The sequence below is a fragment of the Streptomyces sp. NPDC002133 genome, from assembly GCF_040296405.1.
In the GTDB taxonomy this organism is placed as follows: domain Bacteria; phylum Actinomycetota; class Actinomycetes; order Streptomycetales; family Streptomycetaceae; genus Streptomyces.
Map to the genome: position 1 here is coordinate 329,005 of NZ_JBEOXF010000004.1, position 21,072 is coordinate 350,076.

The 21,072-nt window shown below is 70.8% G+C and carries 18 protein-coding genes and 1 pseudogene; 8 read left to right on the forward strand and 11 right to left on the reverse strand.

The genetic code is table 11. The features are described from left to right. The first annotated feature begins 45 nt into the window (after positions 1-45). A complete protein-coding gene (locus tag ABT078_RS07935) occupies positions 46-1,227 on the forward strand; it encodes an O-antigen ligase family protein (RefSeq protein WP_351224984.1) in 1,182 nt (393 codons plus the stop codon). A gap of 36 nt (positions 1,228-1,263) precedes the next feature. Here ABT078_RS07935 and ABT078_RS07940 read toward each other — a convergent pair whose 3' ends face one another. Continuing rightward, positions 1,264-1,824, reverse strand: a complete 561-nt coding sequence (locus tag ABT078_RS07940) for a hypothetical protein (RefSeq protein ID WP_351224986.1) — start codon at positions 1,822-1,824, stop codon at positions 1,264-1,266. A 144-nt stretch (positions 1,825-1,968) separates the two neighbouring features. Continuing rightward, positions 1,969-2,772 carry a glutamate racemase gene (locus ABT078_RS07945; RefSeq protein ID WP_351224988.1) on the reverse strand — a complete coding sequence of 268 codons (804 nt, stop codon included), beginning with the start codon at positions 2,770-2,772 and terminating at the stop codon, positions 1,969-1,971. A 58-nt stretch (positions 2,773-2,830) separates the two neighbouring features. On the opposite strand from ABT078_RS07945, the gene ABT078_RS07950 reads away from it, so the two are divergent. Continuing rightward, a complete protein-coding gene (locus ABT078_RS07950; RefSeq protein WP_351224990.1) occupies positions 2,831-4,015 on the forward strand; it encodes a glycosyltransferase in 1,185 nt (394 codons plus the stop codon). Positions 4,016-4,028: 13 nt separating this feature from the next. On the opposite strand, the gene ABT078_RS07955 is transcribed toward ABT078_RS07950, so the two are convergent. Then, positions 4,029-5,366, reverse strand: coding sequence for a TerD family protein (locus ABT078_RS07955; protein WP_502981175.1), 1,338 nt, complete (start codon positions 5,364-5,366; stop codon positions 4,029-4,031). Between the two features lie 257 nt (positions 5,367-5,623). On the opposite strand from ABT078_RS07955, the gene ABT078_RS07960 reads away from it, so the two are divergent. Together ABT078_RS07960 and ABT078_RS07965 are read left to right on the forward strand one after the other, a co-directional pair. Further along, on the forward strand, positions 5,624-6,076 hold the full coding sequence (locus tag ABT078_RS07960) for a DUF6643 family protein (RefSeq protein WP_351224994.1): 453 nt from the start codon (positions 5,624-5,626) through the stop codon (positions 6,074-6,076). Positions 6,077-6,187: 111 nt separating this feature from the next. Continuing rightward, the gene (locus tag ABT078_RS07965; protein WP_351224996.1) at positions 6,188-7,012 is read left to right on the forward strand and encodes an MOSC domain-containing protein; all 825 of its coding nucleotides are present in this window, start codon (positions 6,188-6,190) and stop codon (positions 7,010-7,012) included. A 675-nt stretch (positions 7,013-7,687) separates the two neighbouring features. Here the strand turns inward: ABT078_RS07965 and ABT078_RS07970 are convergent. Beyond that, positions 7,688-8,191, reverse strand: a complete 504-nt coding sequence (locus tag ABT078_RS07970; RefSeq protein ID WP_351224998.1) for a MarR family winged helix-turn-helix transcriptional regulator — start codon at positions 8,189-8,191, stop codon at positions 7,688-7,690. 105 nt (positions 8,192-8,296) lie between these two features. On the opposite strand from ABT078_RS07970, the gene ABT078_RS07975 reads away from it, so the two are divergent. The 4 genes from ABT078_RS07975 (at position 8,297) to ABT078_RS07990 (ending at position 12,350) form a co-directional block, all read left to right on the forward strand. Beyond that, on the forward strand, positions 8,297-8,857 hold the full coding sequence (locus ABT078_RS07975) for an NADPH-dependent FMN reductase (RefSeq protein ID WP_351225000.1): 561 nt from the start codon (positions 8,297-8,299) through the stop codon (positions 8,855-8,857). A gap of 472 nt (positions 8,858-9,329) precedes the next feature. Beyond that, positions 9,330-10,517, forward strand: coding sequence for a CE1758 family FMN-dependent luciferase-like monooxygenase (locus ABT078_RS07980; RefSeq protein ID WP_351225002.1), 1,188 nt, complete (start codon positions 9,330-9,332; stop codon positions 10,515-10,517). A gap of 3 nt (positions 10,518-10,520) precedes the next feature. Further along, on the forward strand, positions 10,521-11,222 hold the full coding sequence (locus ABT078_RS07985) for a CE1759 family FMN reductase (RefSeq protein ID WP_351225004.1): 702 nt from the start codon (positions 10,521-10,523) through the stop codon (positions 11,220-11,222). Between the two features lie 72 nt (positions 11,223-11,294). Continuing rightward, a complete protein-coding gene (locus tag ABT078_RS07990; RefSeq protein ID WP_351225006.1) occupies positions 11,295-12,350 on the forward strand; it encodes an NAD(P)-dependent alcohol dehydrogenase in 1,056 nt (351 codons plus the stop codon). Between the two features lie 130 nt (positions 12,351-12,480). Here the strand turns inward: ABT078_RS07990 and ABT078_RS07995 are convergent. The 7 genes and pseudogenes from ABT078_RS07995 to tkt form a co-directional block, all read right to left on the reverse strand. Then, positions 12,481-12,636 (reverse strand): annotated as a pseudogene (locus ABT078_RS07995) (histidine phosphatase family protein); the annotation flags it as partial. A gap of 17 nt (positions 12,637-12,653) precedes the next feature. Continuing rightward, on the reverse strand, positions 12,654-13,532 hold the full coding sequence (gene gnd, locus ABT078_RS08000) for a phosphogluconate dehydrogenase (NAD(+)-dependent, decarboxylating) (protein ID WP_351225079.1): 879 nt from the start codon (positions 13,530-13,532) through the stop codon (positions 12,654-12,656). Positions 13,533-13,547: 15 nt separating this feature from the next. After that, complete coding sequence (pgi, locus tag ABT078_RS08005) at positions 13,548-15,206, reverse strand: glucose-6-phosphate isomerase (protein WP_351225008.1); 1,659 nt, start codon at positions 15,204-15,206, stop codon at positions 13,548-13,550. Continuing rightward, a complete protein-coding gene (gene opcA, locus ABT078_RS08010; RefSeq protein WP_351225010.1) occupies positions 15,199-16,140 on the reverse strand; it encodes a glucose-6-phosphate dehydrogenase assembly protein OpcA in 942 nt (313 codons plus the stop codon). The genes pgi and opcA overlap by 8 nt, the downstream gene beginning before the upstream one ends. After that, the gene (gene zwf / locus ABT078_RS08015) at positions 16,137-17,675 is read right to left on the reverse strand and encodes a glucose-6-phosphate dehydrogenase (RefSeq protein ID WP_351225012.1); all 1,539 of its coding nucleotides are present in this window, start codon (positions 17,673-17,675) and stop codon (positions 16,137-16,139) included. The genes opcA and zwf overlap by 4 nt, the downstream gene beginning before the upstream one ends. Beyond that, positions 17,672-18,826 carry a transaldolase gene (tal, locus tag ABT078_RS08020; protein ID WP_351225014.1) on the reverse strand — a complete coding sequence of 385 codons (1,155 nt, stop codon included), beginning with the start codon at positions 18,824-18,826 and terminating at the stop codon, positions 17,672-17,674. Before tal ends, zwf begins: the two co-directional genes overlap by 4 nt. 30 nt (positions 18,827-18,856) lie before the next feature. Beyond that, positions 18,857-20,959: a transketolase gene (tkt, locus tag ABT078_RS08025; RefSeq protein WP_351225016.1), complete on the reverse strand. Its 2,103-nt coding sequence runs from the start codon at positions 20,957-20,959 to the stop codon at positions 18,857-18,859. Between the last annotated feature and the right edge of the window lie 113 nt (positions 20,960-21,072).

Consider the following 21,072-nt stretch of genomic DNA (forward strand, 5'->3'; position numbering starts at 1 on the left):
GGCAGACCGCGGACGGGGCCCGTCACAGGTCGGGGGGTCGACGGGATGGCAACAGCGCCGGGCCGGTCGTCGGCCGTACGGGAGCGGCAGGAGCGGGAGCTGCAGGAGCGGGGCAGTGCCCCCGACGCCGTCGGCGTCGTCGTGCTCGGCTGCTGCGCCGCCTGGGCGCTGATCAGCGCCGCCGGCCGGGATGCGCGGCCCGAGGGGGTGCTGCTCGCCGTACTGGCCGTCGCCGCGGGATACGCGTGCGGGCGGATCTGCGGAACGCTGCTGCCGGTGACCGCCGCGGCCGCCGCCGCACTCGGCGGGCTCGGGCTGGCGATCGCCTCGCCGCACGGGGTGCCGGGCGTCACGACCATGGCGCCGGCCCCGCCGGGACACACGGGCGCGGCCGCCGCACTGCTGGTCCTGGCGACGGGAGCGGCGTGCCTGGCCGCGTCGGCGGCCGGGCCCGTGTCCGTGCGCCTCGTGCTCCGGTTGCTGGCCGTCGCCGTCGTCTGCACCTCGCTCGTGCTCGGCTCGGTCGCGGGGTTCGCTGCCGCCACCGGCGTACTGCTGTGTTCGCTCGCGGCGGCCCGTGTGCGCCACCGGCTGCCGGGGCTTGCGGGGTTCGCGCTGGCCACGGCGCTCGTCGCCGGCGGCTCGTGGGCGGTGGCGCAGGACGCACTGCCGGACGGGCTGACCGTCTCGCTCCAGGGCCAGCTCACCCAGCACCGGATGCAGCTGTGGCACGACGCGGCCGCCCTCACGGAGCAGCATCCGGTGCTCGGTGCGGGTCCCGGCCGGTTCGGCGATCTGAGTCCCACGGTGCAGCAGTCGCTGTACTCCGACGGCAAACCGCACTCCGCGCCGTTGCAGCAGGCGGCGGAGCAGGGGTTCGTGGGCGCTGGGCTGCTGGGTGCGCTGTACTGCTGGATGCTGTTCGGCCTGTGGCGCTCGTCGCGCTCCACGGCAGTGGTGCTGAGCGCGGGGGCCGCGCTGACGGCGCTCGCCGCGCTGGCAAGCGTCGGCAATCCCCTGAGCTTCACCCCGGTCACCGCGGGCGCGGGTCTTCTTGCCGGGCTGGCCACGGCACGCCGGGCCGGTGACCCGTCGTACCCCAGCGCGGACCCGTACCCCACCGCGGAAACGTTCCCCCTGGGCCCCTTGCCGGCGGTCGCCCCGTTGCCACCGGCGCGGGCCACCGGACCGAGGGACACCCCTCCGGACACCCGGCACCGCGCCTGAGGCCGCACCGGCCCTATGTCGCGGCCCCCGGGCCCTTCAGGCCCCCGCCGACGTCCCCGTCGAGGCCAGGCGCAGCCGGTCGCGGATCACCCGCACCGCCGCCTCGGCGTCGTCGACGGTGACCGTGAAGGTCCGGCCGTCGCCGAGGCGGAGGGCGATGCCCTCGCCACGGCGGACGATGACGGCGGTGCCCATCTCCGGGCGCCAGCGATAACCCCAGCCGCCCCATTGCCGTGGGCAGACCCTGGGGACGAACTCGGCGCCCACCACGGACGCGAGCGGGATTCTCCGGCGGGGCACGCCGATGTGGCCGCAGCGCACCTCCATGGCGTCGCAGTCCACCGTGACCGCGACATGGACGAAGGCGAGGGTGCCGAACAGCATCAGCAGTCCGGCCGCGACGCAGCCGATCACCGACATCAGGAGGGCAATGATTCCCGAGGTCCACGGTGAGTCGACGGCGAGTTCGATGCCGAGCGCCATGCAGCCCGCTCCGGCGGCCGCAAGGACCCATTGGATGCGGTTCGTGGCGCGACCGGTCCAGATTTCGGGCAGTGGCTCAGCGGCCTGCCCCTCGGTACGAGGCTGGTCCGTCATGCGTAGCAGCGTACTCACGTTCCGCTCGCCCGGCACCGGTCCTCCGTCCGGAAAACCCCGCTGCGGCAGCACCGGGCGTCCCCGTCGTCGCCGGCGGATACGGGGAGCGGCCCGGGTCACGCCGCCGGGCTGCCCGGTGTGCGCTCAGTGCGTGGGAGTGACCGGATTCGCCGCGCCGAGCAGCCGGCCCTCGGCGTACATCAGCGCCACCTCCGGCAGCGTCCCTTCGCGCCCGCTGTGCAGCACGGTCAGCCGGGTGCTCAAGGTCGCGGCGGGCTCGGGCCGGGCGTCGATGCGGCGCAGCGCCTGGGCGGCGACGGCCCCTGCGGAGCCGTGCAGGGCGAGCGGCGGCAGCCCGTCCGGGCGGCCTGCGGAGACGGCGGTACGGATGCGCTCGGCGACGAGCTCGTAATGGGTGCAGCCGAGGACGACGGCGCGTACGTCCATCGGAGTGAGAGCGGCCGCCGCGGCGACGGAACGGTCGATGGCGTCCTCGTCGGCCTGCTCGACGGCGTCCGCGAGCCCGGGGCAGGGCACCTCGGTGACATCGACGCCGTCGGCGAAGTCGCGGATGAGGCCGCGCTGGTAGGCGCTGCCGGTGGTGGCGGGGGTGGCCCAGATGGCGACCCGGCCGCCTCCCGCGGCGGCCGGCTTGATCGCGGGGACCGTGCCGATGACGGGCACGCCGGGCTCCAGTTCGGCCCGCAGCGCGGGCAGCGCGTGCACGGTCGCGGTGTTGCAGGCGACGATCAGCGCGTCGGGACGGTGGGCGACGGCGGCGCGTGCGGCGGCGAGCGCGTGCTCGCTCACGTCGTCCGGCGTACGCGGGCCCCAGGGCATTCCGTCGGGGTCGGTGGAGAGGACCAGATCGGCGTCCGGCCGCAGCCGGCGCACGACGGCGGCCGCCGGCAGCAGGCCGATTCCGGAGTCGATGAGCGCGATCTTCACCCGGTCACCCTAGCCGACGGCCCTTGCGGTCCTGCCCGTGTGGGGCACACTGCGGCGAATGAGCACCATTGCGTGGATCGCCGCGGGATCGCTGGCCGCGTGGCTGTGGCTACTGCTGGGTCAGGGCTTCTTCTGGCGTACGGACCAGCGGTTGCCGCGGCGTGCGGCGCCGCGGTCGTGGCCGTCCGTCGTGATCGTCGTACCGGCCAGGGACGAGGCCGGGGTCCTGCCCGAGAGCCTGCCGTCGCTGCTGCGGCAGTCCTATCCGGGCGACGCCGAGGTGATCCTCGTCGACGACGGCAGCACGGACGGCACGGGCGAGCTCGCCCGCAAGCTGTCCGAACAGTACGGAGGGCTGCCGCTCACCGTGACGTCGCCGGGCGAACCGGAAGCCGGCTGGACGGGCAAACTGTGGGCGCTGCGGCACGGCATCGCGCTCGCGCGGACCCGCAGGCCCGAGTATCTGCTCCTCACCGACGCCGACATCGCGCACGAGCCCGACAGCCTGTGCGAGCTGGTCGCAGCGGCCGGCACGAACGGACTCGACCTCGTCTCGCAGATGGCGCGGCTGCGGGTCGCCACGGCCTGGGAGCGGCTGGTGGTGCCGGCCTTCGTCTACTTCTTCGCGCAGCTCTATCCGTTCCGCCGGATCAACGGGAAGCGCGCCCGGGCGACGGCCGCGGCGGGCGGCTGCATGCTGCTGCGCACGGAGACGGCCGAGCGGGCGGCGATCCCCGAGTCGGTGCGGCAGTCGGTCATCGACGACGTGGCGGTGGCGCGGGCGGTGCGGCGGGCAGGCGGCCGGGTGTGGCTGGGGCTCGCCGAGCGGGTGGACAGCATCCGCCCCTATCCCCGTCTGGCGGATCTGTGGCGGATGGTGTCGCGCAGTGCGTACGCCCAGCTGCGGCACAATCCGCTGCTCCTGGCCGGGACGGTGGCGGGGCTCGCAATGGTCTACCTCGCACCGCCCGTTGCGGTGTGCGCCGGGCTGTTCGGCCCGGACGCCCCCGGGGACGCGGTGGCGGGCTGGACGGGGTTCGTGGCGTGGGCGGTGATGGCCGGTACGTACGTGCCGATGCTGCGGTACTACCGGCAGACGCTGTGGCTCGCTCCCCTGCTGCCCTTCACGGCCCTGCTGTATCTGCTGATGACCGTCGACTCGGCGGTGCAGCACTACCGGGGGCGCGGTGCGGCCTGGAAGGGGCGTACGTACGCCCGTCCCGAGGCCGCACCGGACCGTTGACGCCTGGCGCACGTCACTTCCTGCCAGGTGTCCAGTTCATGCCCCATCCGTAGGCGTAATCCATGGTGCGCTGGGGGCTGACTCCGCGTTCCGGCACCAGATAGCGCGCCTCACGCTGGACGATGAGGTCCCCGCCCTGGTTGGTGATCAGGGCGAGGGCACAGACCGTGGAAGGGACGGTGCACTCGTCCAGGGAGAAGTCGATGGGGGCGCCGTGCTGCGGCTGGAGGGTGACAGTGGCGTGCAGGTCGGCGAAGCTGCGGGCGCCCTCGTAGATGGTGACGAATATGACGACGCGGCGGAGCTCGTGCTTGTGGTCCAGGTTGATGGTGAGGTTCTCGCCGGTGGCCACGGCGCCGGTGCGGTCGTCGCCGTCGAGATGGATGTACGGGGGCTGGTGGAGCGAGCCGTACGCGTTGCCGAGGGCCTGGACGACTCCTTTGCGGCCGTCGGTGAGTTCGAAGAGGGCGCACAGGTCGAGGTCGAGGTCGGCGTGCATGGCGACGGCGCGGCCGAGCTTGGCGCCCCAGCCCTTGAACTGTTTGCGCACTTCCCAGTTGAGGTTGACCCGCATGGCGCCGGAAGTGCCGCCCTGCTTGCTGAGCGAGACGGTCGGCGACTCCTTCGTCAGGGTGACCTTGGTGAGGCGCACGGGTGCGGGGGCGGGCGCGGGCGGTGCCGGGCGCGCCGGCGCGGCCGCGGGTGCTGCGGGCGCCGGCGTGTGCGCCGGTGTCGACGGGGCCTGGGGCCAGGCGGGTGCAGGCGCCGGTGCCGGAGGTACGGCCGCTGCCGGGGGCGCGGTCCGCTGCGGTGCCGCCGCCTGCTGGGGCTCGTCGACCGTGATGCCGAAGTCGGTGGCGAGACCCTCGAGTCCGCTCCCGTACCCCTGCCCGACAGCACGGAACTTCCACGCGCCCTGGCGCCGGTACAGCTCACCGAGGATGAAGGCCGTCTCGACCGTCGCGTCCTGGCTCTCGTAGCGGGCGATCTCCTTGCCCCCGGCGGCGTCGAGCACGCGTACGTACAGCCCCGGCACCTGTCCGAAGCTGCCGCCGTCCGCCGATGCGGCGACGACAATCCGCTCGATGGCCGGCTCGACGCGGCCCAGATCGACGACGAGACGGTCGGTCGTCCCGTCCCCGGCGGTGCGCTTGCCGTCGTGGCGCACCGCGCCCGAGGCGTGTTCGGGTTGGTTGTAGAAGACGAAGTCCGCGTCGGAGCGGACCTTTCCCGACCCGGTATCGAGCAGCAGGGCGGACGCGTCGACGTCGGGTACCCCGTTTCCGGAACGCCATCCCAACTCGACATGAACGCTCAGCGCGGGTACTGGAACATTCGCTCCTTTGAGCATGGACATTCTCGCCCCCATCACGGGTCCTCGTGCCCGGACAATTCCGTGCCGACAACCTAGCCGCGACGCCGTCCGAGCGCCCCCCGCGACCCGTGGGTAACCCCTTCCCAGCTTGCCCTTTACACGATCTAGACGATGCGCGACGACCGTTTTTCCCGAGTTCGCTCGCATTGGGGATCCGTGGTCACTAGGAACACGTCAAACAACCCTCTTATCGGGCTCCCCAATCAGCACATCGTGGGCTTAACTTATGTGCCATGACCTCCCCCCGCTCCAACTACGGCGGCGGTTACTACGCCGCGCCGTCGTTCCCCGACACCCCGATCTACGACTCCCTGGTCGCGGAGCGGGGCACGCCTCAGATCGCCCCGATCCGAGTGCCTGCCGCTTACGACACCGTCGGCAGCTATCTGCCGGCGCTGCCCGCGTCCCTTCCCGCCCTCCCGGCGGCCCCCTCGCAGCCCGCACCTTCGTACGGCTACCCCCAGCCGATGCAGCAGCCCGTGCCGCTGCAGCAGGCGCCCGCGCCGTACATCCCGCAGCAGCCGGCCGGCCCCCGCGGCTACCCGGGCGCCCAGCCGCAGCCCATGCCCCGCCCGGCGGCCGGCGGTTACGAGTCGATGCGCCCCGCCGCGGCGCCGCGTCCGATGCCCGCCCCGGCGCCCTACGAGGACCCGTACAACCGCCCGTACCAGGGCGGCGGCTACTGACCGACCGGGCAGTGACGAACGGGCGTCGGCCGACGGTCACCGGCGCCCGGTTCCGAGCGGCGGGCAGCCGTCGTCCGGCGGGACGCACGGGGTTCCTGGCAGGATGACTGTATGGCGAATCCAGTGCTCCGTTCCGTCCATGTCCACCCGGTGAAGTCGGTCGCGGGATACACGCCTGACGCGGCCGTCGTGGAGCCGTGGGGCCTCGCGGGTGACCGCCGGTGGATGCTCGTCGACCAGGCGAGCAGGGCCGTCACGCAACGCCAGCACGCCCGGCTGGCGTTGGCCTCCGCCGAGCCGCTCACGGACGGCGGGATCCGGCTGTCCGCGCCCGGCCTGGCGCCGCTGAGCGTCACGGTGCCGGAGCCCGCGGGCACGGCCGTCGTGGAGATTTTTGGGGAGAAGGTCGAGGCGGTGCCCGCGGGCGCCGCCTCCGCCGCGTGGTTCGGCGCGTTTCTGGGCGCGCCGGTCCGGCTGATGCATCTCGACGACCCGGCACACCGGCGCCCCGTCGATCCGGACTATGCGCTGCCGGGCGAGACGGTTTCCTTCGCCGACGGCTTTCCGCTGCTCGCCACCTCCGTCGCCTCCCTCGACGCGCTGAACTCGCTCATCGCGCAGGGCGACCACCCCGACGAGGGCCCGCTGCCCATGAACCGCTTCCGGCCCAATCTCGTCGTGGACGGCACGCCGCCGTGGGCCGAGGACGGCTGGCAGCGCCTCCAGGTGGGCGAGGTCCGCTTCCGCGTGGCCAAGCCGTGCGGGCGGTGCGTCGTGACCACCACCGACCAGCGGACGGCGGAGCGCGGCAAGGAGCCGCTGCGGACCCTCGCCCGGCACCGGCGCTTCGGGGACCGGCTGGTCTTCGGACAGAACCTGGTCCCGGAGCAGACCGGAACCGTGCGGGTGGGGGATCCCGTACAGATCCTCGACTAGCGTCCCGCGCCGGAGATCCGTCGGCCGAAGCGGCGAGAGATTCGAGGACCTCCCCGGCTGTCCTGGTCCGGATGTATGGCTTGGGCGGCCCCTGCACGAAGCCGGACGCCGAACTCCGGCACCCTGCCCGACCCGTGGTGAAGCGGAACGGCTGACCACACCCGGCCCCTGCCGTCGCTGCACGCTCAAGCAGCGGATCGACGGCCTCCTCACCGACGGTACGGGCGCCGTCCCACCGAAGCTGCAGGCCCTCCGCGAGGCCCTGGCCAGCACCCAGCGGCCAGCGGACGGCGACGGCCATGAGCCGGCTCTCGAAGCATCGCCTTCACCGTCTTGTCCGACCTGGCCTCCGGCTGACGTCCCCTGACCCACGAGGCCCTGGACGAACTCCCTGACAGCAAGGGCGTCGAGCACCTCCGCAGCGTCCTCCTGGCCGCCGGCGCCCTGCTGCCCCGGGACGAACAGATGGTCCGCCTCGCACGGCACGTGAAGGACCTCGGCGCCTCCCACGCCACCCCCGAGGGCGGCAGATCCTGCACCGCTGCGCGACCTGGCACCTGATCCGCCGGCTTCGCCGACGAAGCCGCGGCAACGACATCACGCACACCCAGCTCATTTTCGGCAGGTGGGGCCGGGCGCTCCGGCTTCGCGACGACCGCAGGGCCCCTCTCCACGTCAGCGACCGCGGTCGGCGGCGTCGACGGCCGCGTGGATCCGGTCGAAGGCGGACCGGAGGGTCTCCAGCTCGCCGGGTTCCAGTGCGTCGAAGACCAGCCGGCGAACGTTCTCGACGTGCGCCGGCGCGGACGCGGCGAGCTTCTCGTAGCCCTCGGGGGTGAGGATGGCGAGGGTGTACCGGCCGTCGGCGGGATCGGGCCCACGGCGGACGAAGCCCTGTTGCTCCAGCCGCCTGACCACGTGGGAGAGCCGCGAGAGGGACGAGTTGGCGTTGCCGGCCAGCGTGCTCATCCGCATCGTGTGGCGGTCCTGCTCGGAGAGCATCGCCAGCACGTGGTACTCCATCCAGTTCAGGTCGGCGTCGCGCTCCAGCTGCCGCTCCAGCGCCGGGGGGAGCAAGGTCAGGACCCGCGCCAGCGACACCCACGCGGACAGCTCACCCCCCTGCAGCCAGCGCGGCTCCGTCGTCGTCGCCGGCCGCCCTCCTGTGTTCTTCGTCATGCGGACCACAGTACTCGATGGAGTTGAAGCTTCAAGTTAATCGGCTACTATCCACTTGAAGCTTCAAGTCATTGCCCAAGCACCGCACAGATCAGGAATGCGCACATGACCAGGATCGGCATCATCCTCGGCAGCACCCGCCCCGGCCGCAACGGCGAGAAGGTGGCCCACTGGGTCCTCGACCAGGCCCGCGCCCACGGCGGCGAGGCCACCTTCGAGCTGGTGGACCTCGCGGACTACCCGCTCCCCCACCTCGACGAGCCGCTGCCGCCGTCCATGGGCCAGTACCAGAACGCCCACACCAAGGAGTGGGCCGACAGGATCGCGAGCTTCGACGGCTTCATCATCGTCACCCCGGAGTACAACCACTCCACTTCGGGCGTGCTGAAGAACGCCATCGACTACCTGTTCGCCGAGTGGAACAACAAGGCGGTCGGTTTCGTCTCCTACGGCGCCGTGGGCGGCGCCCGCGCCGCCGAGCACCTTCGGCTGATCGTCGGTGAGCTGAAGATGGCCGACGTCCGCACCAACGTGGCACTGTCGCTCTACACCGACTTCGTCAACTTCAGCGACTTCGCGCCCGGCGAGCACCAGGCGGCGAGCCTGTCCACCCTTATCGACGAGGTCGTCGCGTGGAGCCGCGCCCTGGCTCCGCTGCGGGGCTGACCGGAACTGCCGGGTCGGTCCACACCGATCGGCCCGGCACGCAACCGACACGCATCAAGGCGACGAGCCGGACACGCGCAGGCCGTCCAGGGCAACGTCGCTGGTGTCGACCCCAAGGATGGGGCCAACATCAAGACTTGGTGGCTCGTCACCTGAGGGCCCCCGTTTTCGGCGACGGCGCGGTTCCTGCCGCTTGCGGCGTTGCAGGCCGCAACGCCGCCCGGAGCCACGCACTCGCACCGTCTCCAGTTCTCTCTGCTGATCGGACGGGTGGCCCAACGGGCCTGCTCAAGGGCGTCCAGAGATCAACGCGCACCGCCCATGAGCGTTGAGTCGCCCTGCCGGACATGACTTGCCGGCCAAGGACCTCCCGTCGGCACCCTGTGATCCGACTCCGCGCCGTAACGCGCGTAGTCATTCGGCACGTCGCCATCCCCTCACCACTCAGAACCATTCAGTAAGGCGGATCATCATGGAATTCGGAATCTTCGGCGTCGGCGACGTCAGCCGTGATCCGGTCACCGGGCGCACGCCCAGCGAGGCGGAGCGCATCGACGGGGTCGTGCGCACCGCCAAGCACGCGGAGGAGGTGGGCCTGGACGTCTTCGCCATCGGCGAGCACCACAATCCGCCCTTCATTCCCTCCTCACCGACAACGCTCCTCGGGCACATCGCGGCCATGACCGAGCGCATCACGCTCAGCACCTCGGTCACCCTCATCACGACCAACGACCCGGTGCGCATCGCCGAGGAGTACGCGATGCTGCAGCACCTCGCCAAGGGCCGGGTCGACCTGGTGCTCGGCCGCGGCAACACCGTGCCGGTCTACGCCTGGTTCGGACAGGACATCCGCAAGGGCCTCGAGCTCGCGCTGGAGAACTACAACCTGCTGCACCGGCTGTGGCGGGAGGATGTCGTGGACTGGGAGGGCACCTTCCGCACCGCGCTCCAGGGCTTCACCTCCACCCCGCGCCCGCTGAACGACGTCCCGCCCTTCGTCTGGCACGGCTCCATCCGCACCCCCGAGATCGCCGAACAGGCTGCCTACTACGGCAACGGCTTCTTCGCGAACAACATCCTCGCGCCGTACGGGCACTTCGAACGTCTCGTCTCCTTCTACCGGCAGCGCTACGCCCACTACGGCCACGGAACCCCGGAGCAGGCCATCGTCGGCCTCGGCGGACAGGTCCACATCGCCAAGCGGTCGCAGGACGCGGTCAAGGCGTTCCGCCCCTACTTCGAAGGCTTCCCCCTGTACGCCGGCCACCGGCTCGAGGAGTACATGGCCACCACGCCGCTCTCGGTCGGCAGTCCGCAGGAGGTCATCGACAAGACCATGGCCTTCCGGGAGCGCTTCGGCGACTACCAGCGCCAACTGTGGAACGTGGACGGCATGGGCCTGCCCGTCGAAGCCGCCCTCGAGCAGATCGAGCTCCTCGGTACCGAGGTCGTCCCCGTGCTCCGCAAGGAGATGGCCGCGCTCCGCGCGCCCGGCGTCCCCGAGACCCCCACCCACGCGAGCCTGGTCAAGGCCAAGTACGGCGACGAACAGCCCCGGCAGCCGCGCCCGAACCCCAACCGCGGCGACAACGTCACCGGCACGTCGCCCTACCAGGACAGCGACCCCGCCATCGCTGCCCGCTTCCCCGGGATCGGCTGAGCCATGACCGACACCGCACCCCCGACCGCCCGCCCGCTGACGCTCGTCGTCGTCAACGCCGGCCTCAGCGACCCCTCCTCCTCCCGGCTGCTCGCCGACCGCATCGCACAGAAGACCGTCGCAGCGCTGCGGGAGCAAGGGCGTACCGCCACGACCCGCCTCGTCGAACTGGGCCCTTTGGCGGTCGACATCGCGCGGGCGGTCGTCTCCGGCAACCCCGGTGACCGCCTCCAGGCCGCGATCCGCGAGCTCGCCACCGCCGACGGGCTCATCACCAGCACCCCGGTCTACACCGCCGGCGTCAGCGGCCTGTTCAAATCCTTCTTCGACGTCCTCGACAACGACCTCATCGTCGCCAAGCCCGTGCTGCCCGCCGCTACCGCGGGCAGCCCCCGCCACGCGCTGGTGGTCGAGGACCAGGTCCGCCCCATGTTCGCCTTCCTCCGCGCCCTCACCGTGCCGACCTCGGTCTTCGCCGCTCCTGAGGACTGGAGCGCGACAGCGCTCGGCGAGCGGATCGACCGCGCGACGACAGAACTCGCCGCCCTGATGGCCAGCGGCATCGGCGACACCATCGCCGGCCGGGCCTGGTCCGGCTACCAGCACCGCTTCGGTGGCAACGCCACGCGCGCCGAACAGAGCGTCGACGACGTCGACTTCAAGACACCGCTCATGCGACTCGCCGCCGGCGGCACCCCAGCGTGACCCAACCAGAAGATCATCCCGTCCGGCCGGTCAACGTGACAGAGCCGGGAATTTCGACAAGGAGTCGCCGACATGGCTGACGAGACGATGCCGGCCTACCGCATCCCGTCGATCCACAGCTCCGCGCAATGGTCGCGGGTGCCCGTGCCGAAGCCCAGCTCCGGCGAGGTCCTGATCCGGATGGCGGCGGCCGGGCTGTGCCATACCGATCTGGAAATCATGGACAAGGGCGCACAGTTCGTACCCCACAAGGACCGCCCCTACACGCTCGGGCACGAGAACGTCGGCTACGTGGCCGCGCTCGGCCCCGGGGTCACGGACGCGGTCGTGGGCGAGGCGGTCGCAGTGAACTCGGGCATGACCTGTGGCACATGTGAGTACTGCCTGGCAGGCCAGGACAACTACTGCGAAAACCCGCCCGGTTTCTACGGCCTGAGTGACGACGGCGGCCTCGCCCCCTACCTCCTCGCGCGGCGCCGCGACCTCGTGTCCATCGGCGACCTCGATCCGATCCAGGCCGCACCGCTCGCCGACGCCGGCGGGACCGCGTACGGTGCCGTCAACGCCGTCCTGCCCTACATCCGCCCCAACGGATTCGTGGTCGTGATCGGCATCGGCGGCCTCGGCTCGTTCGCCCTGCAGCTGCTGCGCCTGAACACCTCGGCCACCGTCATCGCGGTCGACCTGGCGGACAAGCTTTCCCACGCCAGTGGCCGAGGCGCCCATCACACCGTCACCAGCGACGCCTCGGCAGCCGCGACGATCAAGGAGCTCACGGGCGGTCACGGTGTCGACGCGATCATCGACTTCGTGGGGATCGACGCCACGTTGCGGCTCGCCACCGACGTCGTGCGTCCCACGGGCTGCATCAACCTCGTCGGTACGGGTGGTGGCACCCTGCCATTCCGATTCCAGAACCCGCCCTTGGGTGTGCACGTCGTCGCCACGGCCAGCTATTCGATGCGGGAACTGCAGGACCTGGTCAGACTCGCCCAGCGTGGCCTGTTCACCATCGACGTCACCACGTACGCCTTCCAGGACCTGGAGCAGGCCTACCGCGACCTGCGGGACGGTCGGATCGTGGGGCGCGCGGTCGTGACCTTCGACGGTGACCGGCCCGGCTGGTGACGGTTCCGTCCGCCGGCACGCGCCCGATTTCCGGCTTGACGGTGGTGCCTGCGCGGGCCGGGGGCGCATCGCGCACCGGCTGGTGGTGCGGGAGGCGAGCCTTGCGTCCGGCGCGGATGCCGTTGCCGACGAAGGGCCGGCCGGCGAAGAACGGGGCGCGGGACTTGGCCTGTTGCTCGCTCCGCCGGGTGAGACGCCTGTCCGTCCAGCTGGTGTGCTGTCCGGACAGGCGCCGCCCGGTCTCGCCGTGGCGGACCAGCAGGAGGTCGCCCGTGGCGACACGCACCCTTTGCCGAGTGAGCGTTACTCGGCGGACTCGACGGCGTGGCCGCCGAACTGGTTGCGCAGCGCGGCGATCATCTTCATCTGCGGCGAGTCCTCCTGGCGGGACGCGAAGCGCGCGAAGAGGGAGGCCGTGATCGCGGGCAGCGGCACCGCGTGGTCGATGGCCGCCTCGACGGTCCAGCGGCCCTCACCGGAGTCGGCGGCGTAGCCGCGCAGCTTGTCCAGGTGCTCGTCGTCGTGCAGGGCGTTGACGGCCAGGTCGAGGAGCCAGGAGCGGATGACCGTGCCCTCCTGCCAGGAGCGGAAGACCTCGCGCACGTCGGTCACCGAGTCGGCGGCCTCGAGCAGCTCCCAGCCTTCGGCGTACGCCTGCATCATGGCGTACTCGATGCCGTTGTGGACCATCTTGGAGAAGTGGCCCGCGCCGACCTTGCCCGCATGGACGTAGCCGTAGTCGCCTTCGGGCTTGAGGGCGTCGAAGATCGGCTTGACGCGCGCGACGTGGTCGTCGTCGCCGCCGACCATGAGGGCGTAACCGTTCTGCAGGCCCCACACGCCGCCGGAGACGCCGGCGTCGACGAAGCCGATGCCGCGCTCTGCGAGCTCGGCGGCGTGCTTCTCGTCGTCGGTCCAGCGGGAGTTGCCGCCGTCGACGACTATGTCGCCCTCGGAGAGCAGGTCCTTCAGTTCGTCGACGGTCGACTGGGTGGGGGCGCCCGCCGGGACCATCACCCAGACGACGCGCGGGCCTTCGAGCTTGTCGACGAGCTCGGTGAGCGAGGCGACGTCGGAGACGTCCGGGTTGCGGTCGTAGCCGATGACGGTGTGGCCGGCGCGGCGGATGCGCTCGCGCATGTTGCCGCCCATCTTGCCGAGTCCGATGAGGCCCAGCTGCATCGATGCCATGTCAGTTCACTTGCCTTCAGTGCTTCGGCCGCGCAGGACGCGGTAGGTGGCGACCAGGGACTGGGTGGAGGCGTCGAGGCCGGGGACCTCGGCACCCTCCGTGAGGGCGGGCTCGACGCGCTTGGCGAGCACCTTGCCGAGTTCGACGCCCCACTGGTCGAAGGAGTCGATGTTCCAGATCGCGCCCTGGACGAAGACCTTCTGCTCGTAGAGGGCGATGAGCTGCCCGAGGACCGACGGGGTCAGTTCCTTCGCGAGGATCGTCGTCGTGGGGTGGTTGCCCTTGAACGTACGGTGGGCGACCTGCTCCTCCGCGATACCCTCGGCCCGCACCTCGTCGGCGGTCTTGCCGAAGGCGAGCGCCTGACCCTGTGCGAACAGGTTGGCCGTCAACAGGTCGTGCTGACCCGCCAGTTCGCCGAGCTCCTCGACCGGCTCGGCGAAGCCGATGAGGTCCGCCGGGATCAGCTTCGTGCCCTGGTGGATGAGCTGGTAGTAGGCGTGCTGGCCGTTGGTGCCGGGCGTGCCCCACACCACCGGTCCGGTCTGCCACTCCACGCCGCGGCCCTCGCGGTCCACGGACTTGCCGTTGGACTCCATGTCGAGCTGCTGGAGGTACGCGGTGAACTTGGAGAGGTAGTGGCTGTACGGGAGGACTGCGTGCGACTGGGCTCCGTGGAAGTTGCCGTACCAGATGCCCAGCAGGCCGAGGAGCAGCGGAGCGTTGGCCGCCGCCGGCGCGCTGCGGAAGTGTTCGTCGACGAGGCGGAAGCCGTCGAGCATCTCGCGGAACGCGTCCGGGCCGACGGCGATCATCAGCGAGAGGCCGATGGCGGATTCGTACGAGTAGCGTCCGCCGACCCAGTCCCAGAACTCGAACATGTTGGCCGTGTCGATGCCGAAGCCGGAGACCTTCTCGGCGTTGGTCGACAGGGCGACGAAGTGCTCGGCGACGGCGTCGTCGTCCTTGAGGGCCTTGAGCAGCCAGGCGCGCGCGGCCGTGGCGTTCGTGATCGTCTCGATCGTGGTGAACGTCTTCGACGCGATGATGAACAGCGTCTCGGCCGGGTCGAGGTCGCGGACGGCCTCGTGCAGGTCGGCGCCGTCGACGTTCGAGACGAAGCGGAACGTCAAGTCCCGTGCGGTGTAGGCGCGGAGGGCCTCGTACGCCATGGCTGGACCGAGGTCCGAACCGCCGATGCCGACATTGACGATGTTCTTGATGCGCTTGCCGGTGTGACCGGTCCACTTGCCGGAGCGGACCTTCTCCGCGAAGACGGCCATCTTGTCCAGGACGGCGTGCACCTTCGGTACGACGTTCTCCCCGTCCACCTCGATCGCGGCGTCGGCCGGGGCCCGCAGAGCCGTGTGGAGCACGGCTCGGCCCTCGGTGGTGTTGATCTTCTCGCCGCGGAACATGGCGTCTCGCTGCCCGAACACATCGGTGGCGGCCGCAAGTTCCTGGAGGAGGGCGAGGGTCTCGTCCGTGATCAGGTGCTTCGAGTAGTCGATGTACAGGTCGCCGACCTGGACGGTGTAGCGCCCGGCGCGGCTCGGGTCGGTGGCGAACAGGTCGCGCAGGTGCGCGCCGTTGAGACTGGCGCGGTGGTCCAGCAAGGCGGTCCACTGAGGGCGGTGCGTCAACGAGGACGCGTTGTCAGTCATGTTGAACAGACTCCTTGGTGCCGGAGGCGTCTCCGTGCAGCGCGACGGCGTACATCTCGTCGGCGTCGAGGCGGCGGAGTTCTTCGGCGATCAGCTCGGCGGTCGAGCGGACCTTCAGGGCGAGGGTGCGCTCGGGCTGACCGGGCAGGGAGAGAGTGGCGAGGGGGCCCTCGGGACGGTCGATGCGGATCTCTCCGTTCGCCGTACCGAGACGGACCGCGGTGATGACGGGCCCCTCGGTCGTCACGCGCTCGACCGGGACACCGAGGCGCGCACCGAGCCAGCGCGCGAGCAGTTCGGCGCTGGGGTTGTCGGCCTCGGACTCGACGGCCGCGGAGACGATGTCGGCGCGTGCCTGGTCGAGGGCTGCGGCCAGCATGGAGCGCCACGGCGTGAGCCGGGTCCAGGCGAGGTCGGTGTCACCGGGGGCGTAGGACACGGCGCGGGACGCGAGGGCCGCGAGGGGGTCCTCGACGGCGTATGCGTCGGTGATGCGGCGGGCGGCGAGCGCGCCGAGCGGGTCCCTGGCGGGCTCCTGCGGGGCGTCGACCGGCCACCACACGACGACAGGGGCGTCGGGCAGGAGCAGGGGCAGGACGACGGAGTCGGCGTGCAGGCCCACCTCGCCGTACAGGCGCAGGATCACGGTCTCACCGGTGCCGGCGTCGGCGCCGACCCGGACCTCCGCGTCGAGGCGGTTGCCCTGCCGGTCGCGCGGGGAGCGGGCGGTGCGGTGGATGACGACAAGGGTGCGCGACGGGTGCTCGCGGGACGCCTCCTCGGCGGCCTTGACCGAGTCGTACGCGTGCTCCTCGTCGGTGACGATCACCATCGTGAGAACCATGCCCACGGCCGGGGTCCCGATGGCGCGGCGCCCCTCGACGAGCGCCTTGTTGATCTTGCTTGCCGTGGTGTCGGTCAGGTCGATCTTCATGGCCTGCGCCAGCTCCGTCCGTCTCGTGCGAGCATCTCGTCCGCTTCCTTCGGGCCCCAACTGCCCGAGGCGTACTGAGCGGGCCTGCCGTGGGCGTCCCAATGTTTCTCGATGGGGTCGAGGATGCGCCAGGACTCCTCGACCTCCTCCGTGCGGGGGAAGAGGTTGGCGTCGCCCAGCAGGACGTCGAGGATAAGCCGCTCGTACGCTTCCGGGCTGGACTCCGTGAACGACTCTCCGTAGGCGAAGTCCATGGACACGTCGCGGATCTCCATCGAGGTGCCGGGCACCTTGGAACCGAAGCGCATCGTCACGCCCTCGTCCGGCTGGACGCGGATGACCAGGGCGTTCTGGCCCAGCTCCTCCGTCGCGGTCTGGTCGAAGGGGGAGTGCGGAGCGCGCTGGAAGACGACCGCGATCTCGGTGACGCGGCGGCCGAGGCGCTTGCCCGTACGGAGGTAGAAGGGGACGCCCGCCCAGCGGCGGTTGTCGATCCCCAGCTTGATGGCCGCGTAGGTGTCTGTCTTCGACGCGGGATCGATGCCGTCTTCCCGGAGGTAGCCCGTGACCTTCTCGCCGCCCTGCCAGCCCTCGGTGTACTGCGCGCGCACCGTCGACCGCCCCAGATCTGCCGGAAGGCGTACGGACCTGAGGACCTTGAGCTTCTCCATCACGAGCGACTCGGCGTCGAACGCGGCCGGCTCCTCCATCGCGGTGAGGGCCATGAGCTGGAGCAGGTGGTTCTGGATGACGTCGCGGGCGGCGCCGATGCCGTCGTAGTAGCCGGCCCGGCCGCCGATGCCGATGTCCTCGGCCATCGTGATCTGCACATGGTCCACGTACGACCGGTTCCAGATGGGCTCGTACATCTGGTTGGCGAAGCGGAGCGCCAGGATGTTCTGGACGGTCTCCTTGCCGAGGTAGTGGTCGATGCGGAAGACCTGCTCGGGCGCGAAGACGTCGTGGACGATCGCGTTGAGTTCCTTGGCGGAGGCGATGTCGTGGCCGAAGGGCTTCTCGATGACCGCGCGGCGCCAGGACCCCTCGGGGGCGTCGGCGAGGCCGTGCTTCTTGAGCTGCTGGACGACCTTCGGGAAGAACTTCGGCGGCACGGAGAGGTAGAAGGCGTAGTTGCCGCTGGTGCCCCGCGTCGCGTCCAGCTCATCGACGGCGTTGCGCAGCTGCTCGAACGCGGCGTCGTCGTCGAAGTCGCCCGGGATGAAGCGCATGCCCTCGGCGAGCTGCTGCCAGACCTCCTCGCGGAAGGGGGTGCGGGCGTGCTCGCGCACGGAGTCATGGACGACCTGGGCGAAGTCCTGGTCCTCCCACTCGCGGCGGGCGAACCCGAGGAGCGAGAAGCCCGGCGGGAGCAGCCCGCGGTTGGCGAGGTCGTAGACGGCCGGCATCAGCTTCTTGCGGGACAGGTCGCCGGTGACGCCGAAGATGACGAGCCCGGAGGGGCCCGCGATGCGCGGCAGGCGACGGTCGCGGGGGTCCCTCAGCGGATTCGACCAGTCCGTGACTGCGGTGGTCACTTCGCGTCAACTCCCTTGCGCTGGAGGCTCTGCAGGCGGGTCGTGACGGTGGCGAGCAGGTCGTTCCACGCCACCTCGAACTTGGCGACGCCCTCGTCCTCCAGCTGCTGGACGACCTCGTCGTAGGAGATGCCGAGCGCGCCGACGGCCTTCAGGTCGGCGCGGGCCTGCTCGTAGCGGCCGGTCACCGTGTCACCGGTGATCTCGCCGTGGTCGGCGGTGGCCTTCAGGGTGGCCTCCGGCATGGTGTTCACAGTGCCCGGGGCGACCAGTTCGTCGACGTACAGCGTGTCCTTGAACGCCGGGTCCTTCACGCCGGTCGAGGCCCACAGCGGGCGCTGCTTGTTGGCGCCGGCCGCCTCCAGTTTCGTGGCGCGCTCCGAGGCGAAGACCTGCTCGTACGCCTCGTAGGCCAGGCGGGCGTTGGCGAGGGCGGCCTTGCCCTTGAGGACCTTGGCTTCGCCCGTTCCGATCGTGCCGAGGCGCTTGTCGATCTCGGAGTCGACGCGGGAGACGAAGAAGGAGGCGACGGAGTGGATGGTGGCGAGGTCGATGCCGCGCTCGTGGGCGAGTTCAAGTCCCTTGAGGAACGCGTCCATGACGGCGCGGTAGCGCTCGAGCGAGAAGATCAGCGTGACGTTCACCGAGACGCCCAGGCCGATGACCTCGGTGATGGCCGGGAGGCCCGCCTCGGTCGCCGGGATCTTGATCATGAGGTTCGGGCGGTCGACGAGCCAGGCCAACTGCTTGGCCTCGGCGATCGTGGCCTCGGTGCTGTGTGCCAGGCGCGGGTCGACCTCGATGGAGACGCGGCCGTCGCGGCCCTGCGTCGCGTCGTACACCGGACGCAGGACGTCGGCGGCGGCGCGGACGTCGGCCGTGGTCATCATGCGGACGGCCTCGTCGACGGTGACACCGCGGACGGCCAGGTCGGCGAGCTGGTCCTCGTAGCCCTCACCGGAGCCGATGGCGGCCTGGAAGATCGAGGGGTTCGTCGTGACGCCCACGACATGGCTCTTCTCGATGAGCTCGGCCAGGTTGCCGGACTCGATGCGCTTGCGGGACAGGTCGTCCAGCCAGATGGAAACGCCTTCGTCGGAAAGGGACTTGAGGAGCGACGAGGAGGGGACGGCCTTGCTCACTGTGTTCATCTTCTTTCGGGGGTCCTGAGTACGAACAGATCAAGCGCGGGCGGCGGCCAGGCCCTGGACGGAATGGAGAGCAGCCCGGGCCTCGGCAGCGACGTTGTCGGCGGTGAAGCCGAACTCGGCGAAGAGGACGCCGGCGTCCGCGGAGGCGCCGAAGTGCTCCAGGGAGACGATGCGTCCTGCGTCCCCGACGAAGCGGTACCAGGTCAGGCCGATGCCGGCCTCGACGGCGACGCGGGCCTTCACGGCGGGCGGCAGGACGCTGTCGCGGTACTCCGGCGACTGCTCCTCGAACCACTCGACGGACGGCATCGACACGACGCGGGTGGCGACGCCCTCGGCCTCCAGCTGCTCGCGGGCCTCGACGGCGAGGTGCACCTCGGAACCGGTGGCGATCAGGATGACGTCCGGCGTCTCCCCGGACGCCTCGGCCCGCACGTATCCGCCCTTCGCCGCAAGCTCGTCGGCCTCGTACGTCGGCACGCCCTGCCGGGTCAGCGCCAGGCCGTGCGGGGCCGGCTTGACCGAGCCGCGGTGCAGGATCTCGCGCCAGGCGATCGCGGTCTCGTTGGCGTCGGCCGGGCGGACGATGTTCAGGCCCGGGATGGCACGCAGGGAGGCGAGGTGCTCGACGGGCTGGTGGGTCGGGCCGTCCTCGCCGAGCCCGATGGAGTCGTGGGTCCACACGTACGTGACCGGGAGCTGCATCAGCGCCGACATGCGGACCGCGTTGCGCATGTAGTCGGAGAAGACCAGGAACGTGCCGCCGTAGATCCGGGTGTTGCCGTGCAGTGCGATGCCGTTCATCTCCGCGGCCATCGAGAACTCGCGGATGCCGAAGTGGACGGTGCGGCCGTACGGGTCGGCCTCGGGCAGGGGGTTGCCCTTCGGGAGGAACGACGACGACTTGTCGATGGTCGTGTTGTTCGAGCCGGCCAGGTCTGCGGACCCGCCCCACAGTTCGGGGAGGACCGGGCCGATGGCCTGGAGGACCTTGCCGGACGCGGCGCGTGTGGCGACCTTCGTCCCGGCCTCGAAGACGGGAAGCGCCTGCTCCCAGCCCTCGGGCAGACGCCCGGCCACGATGCGGTCGAGCAGCTCGGAGCGCTCGGGGTTGTCGGCACGCCACTCGGCGAGCTGCTTGTCCCAGGCGGTGTGGGCCTCGGCGCCACGGTCGAGGGCGGCGCGGGTGTGGGCGAGGACCTCGTCCTCGACGATGAAGGACTGCTCCGGGTCGAAGCCGAGAAGGCGCTTGGTGGCAGCGATCTCGTCGGTACCGAGCGCGGAGCCGTGCGAGGCCTCGGTGTTCTGGGCGTTCGGGGCCGGCCAGGCGATGATCGTTCGCATCGCGATGATGGACGGACGCCCGGTCTCGGCCTTGGCGGCGGCGAGGGCCTCGTACAGGGCCTTCACGTCGACGTCGCCGTTCTCCTTGGGCTCGATGCGACGGATCTGCCAGCCGTACGCCTCGTAGCGCTTCAGGACGTCCTCGGAGAACGCGGTCGCGGTGTCGCCCTCGATGGAGATGTGGTTGTCGTCGTAGACGAGGACGAGATTGCCGAGCTTCTGGTGGCCGGCGAGGGAGGAGGCCTCGGCGGAGACGCCCTCCTGCAGGTCGCCGTCGGAGACGATTGCCCAGATGGTGTGGTCGAAGGGGCTGGTGCCCTCGGGGGCCTCGGGGTCGAACAGGCCCCGCTCGTAGCGGGCGGCCATGGCCATGCCGACGGCGTTGGCGACGCCCTGGCCGAGGGGCCCGGTCGTCGTTTCGACACCGGCGGTGTGCCCGTACTCGGGGTGGCCCGGGGTCTTGGAGCCCTGCGTGCGGAACGCCTTCAGGTCGTCCAGTTCCAGCTCGTAGCCGGAGAGGAACAGCTGGGTGTAGAGGGTGAGGCTCGTGTGGCCGGGGGACAGGACGAAGCGGTCGCGCCCGGTCCACTCCGGGTCGGCCGGGTCGTGCCGCATGGCCTTCTGGAAGAGGGTGTACGCGACGGGAGCCAGGCTCATGGCCGTACCGGGGTGTCCGTTGCCGACCTTCTGCACGGCATCGGCCGCCAGGAGGCGGGCGGTGTCGACGGCACGCCGGTCGAGTTCGGTCCACTCGAAGGGGCCGAGGCGATCCGGTGTCTGCGTGCTCATCTGTATGACTTCCTTCGCATCTGTTGCGCACCCGTGGTACCGAAAGGCACTGGGTGGCCGGGGTTAAATTCCCTGGTCAAGCCACCCACGAACTTAAACGTCATACTTTTGGC

Excerpts from the sequence above, each read along its gene's own strand:
- ABT078_RS07965 (WP_351224996.1), top strand. The coding sequence starts at position 6,188 with ATGGCGAATCCAGTGCTCCGTTCCGTCCATGTCCACCCGGTGAAGTCG.
- ABT078_RS07990 (WP_351225006.1), top strand. The coding sequence starts at position 11,295 with ATGGCTGACGAGACGATGCCGGCCTACCGCATCCCGTCGATCCACAGC.
- ABT078_RS07950 (WP_351224990.1), top strand. The coding sequence starts at position 2,831 with ATGAGCACCATTGCGTGGATCGCCGCGGGATCGCTGGCCGCGTGGCTG.
- ABT078_RS07955 (WP_502981175.1), bottom strand. The coding sequence starts at position 5,366 with ATGCTCAAAGGAGCGAATGTTCCAGTACCCGCGCTGAGCGTTCATGTC.
- tkt (WP_351225016.1), bottom strand. The coding sequence starts at position 20,959 with ATGAGCACGCAGACACCGGATCGCCTCGGCCCCTTCGAGTGGACCGAA.
- ABT078_RS07975 (WP_351225000.1), top strand. The coding sequence starts at position 8,297 with ATGACCAGGATCGGCATCATCCTCGGCAGCACCCGCCCCGGCCGCAAC.
- opcA (WP_351225010.1), bottom strand. The coding sequence starts at position 16,140 with ATGAAGATCGACCTGACCGACACCACGGCAAGCAAGATCAACAAGGCG.
- ABT078_RS07935 (WP_351224984.1), top strand. The coding sequence starts at position 46 with ATGGCAACAGCGCCGGGCCGGTCGTCGGCCGTACGGGAGCGGCAGGAG.
- gnd (WP_351225079.1), bottom strand. The coding sequence starts at position 13,532 with ATGCAGCTGGGCCTCATCGGACTCGGCAAGATGGGCGGCAACATGCGC.
- ABT078_RS07940 (WP_351224986.1), bottom strand. The coding sequence starts at position 1,824 with ATGACGGACCAGCCTCGTACCGAGGGGCAGGCCGCTGAGCCACTGCCC.
- ABT078_RS07985 (WP_351225004.1), top strand. The coding sequence starts at position 10,521 with ATGACCGACACCGCACCCCCGACCGCCCGCCCGCTGACGCTCGTCGTC.
- ABT078_RS07960 (WP_351224994.1), top strand. The coding sequence starts at position 5,624 with ATGACCTCCCCCCGCTCCAACTACGGCGGCGGTTACTACGCCGCGCCG.
- ABT078_RS07970 (WP_351224998.1), bottom strand. The coding sequence starts at position 8,191 with ATGACGAAGAACACAGGAGGGCGGCCGGCGACGACGACGGAGCCGCGC.
- pgi (WP_351225008.1), bottom strand. The coding sequence starts at position 15,206 with ATGACTGACAACGCGTCCTCGTTGACGCACCGCCCTCAGTGGACCGCC.
- tal (WP_351225014.1), bottom strand. The coding sequence starts at position 18,826 with ATGAACACAGTGAGCAAGGCCGTCCCCTCCTCGTCGCTCCTCAAGTCC.
- ABT078_RS07980 (WP_351225002.1), top strand. The coding sequence starts at position 9,330 with ATGGAATTCGGAATCTTCGGCGTCGGCGACGTCAGCCGTGATCCGGTC.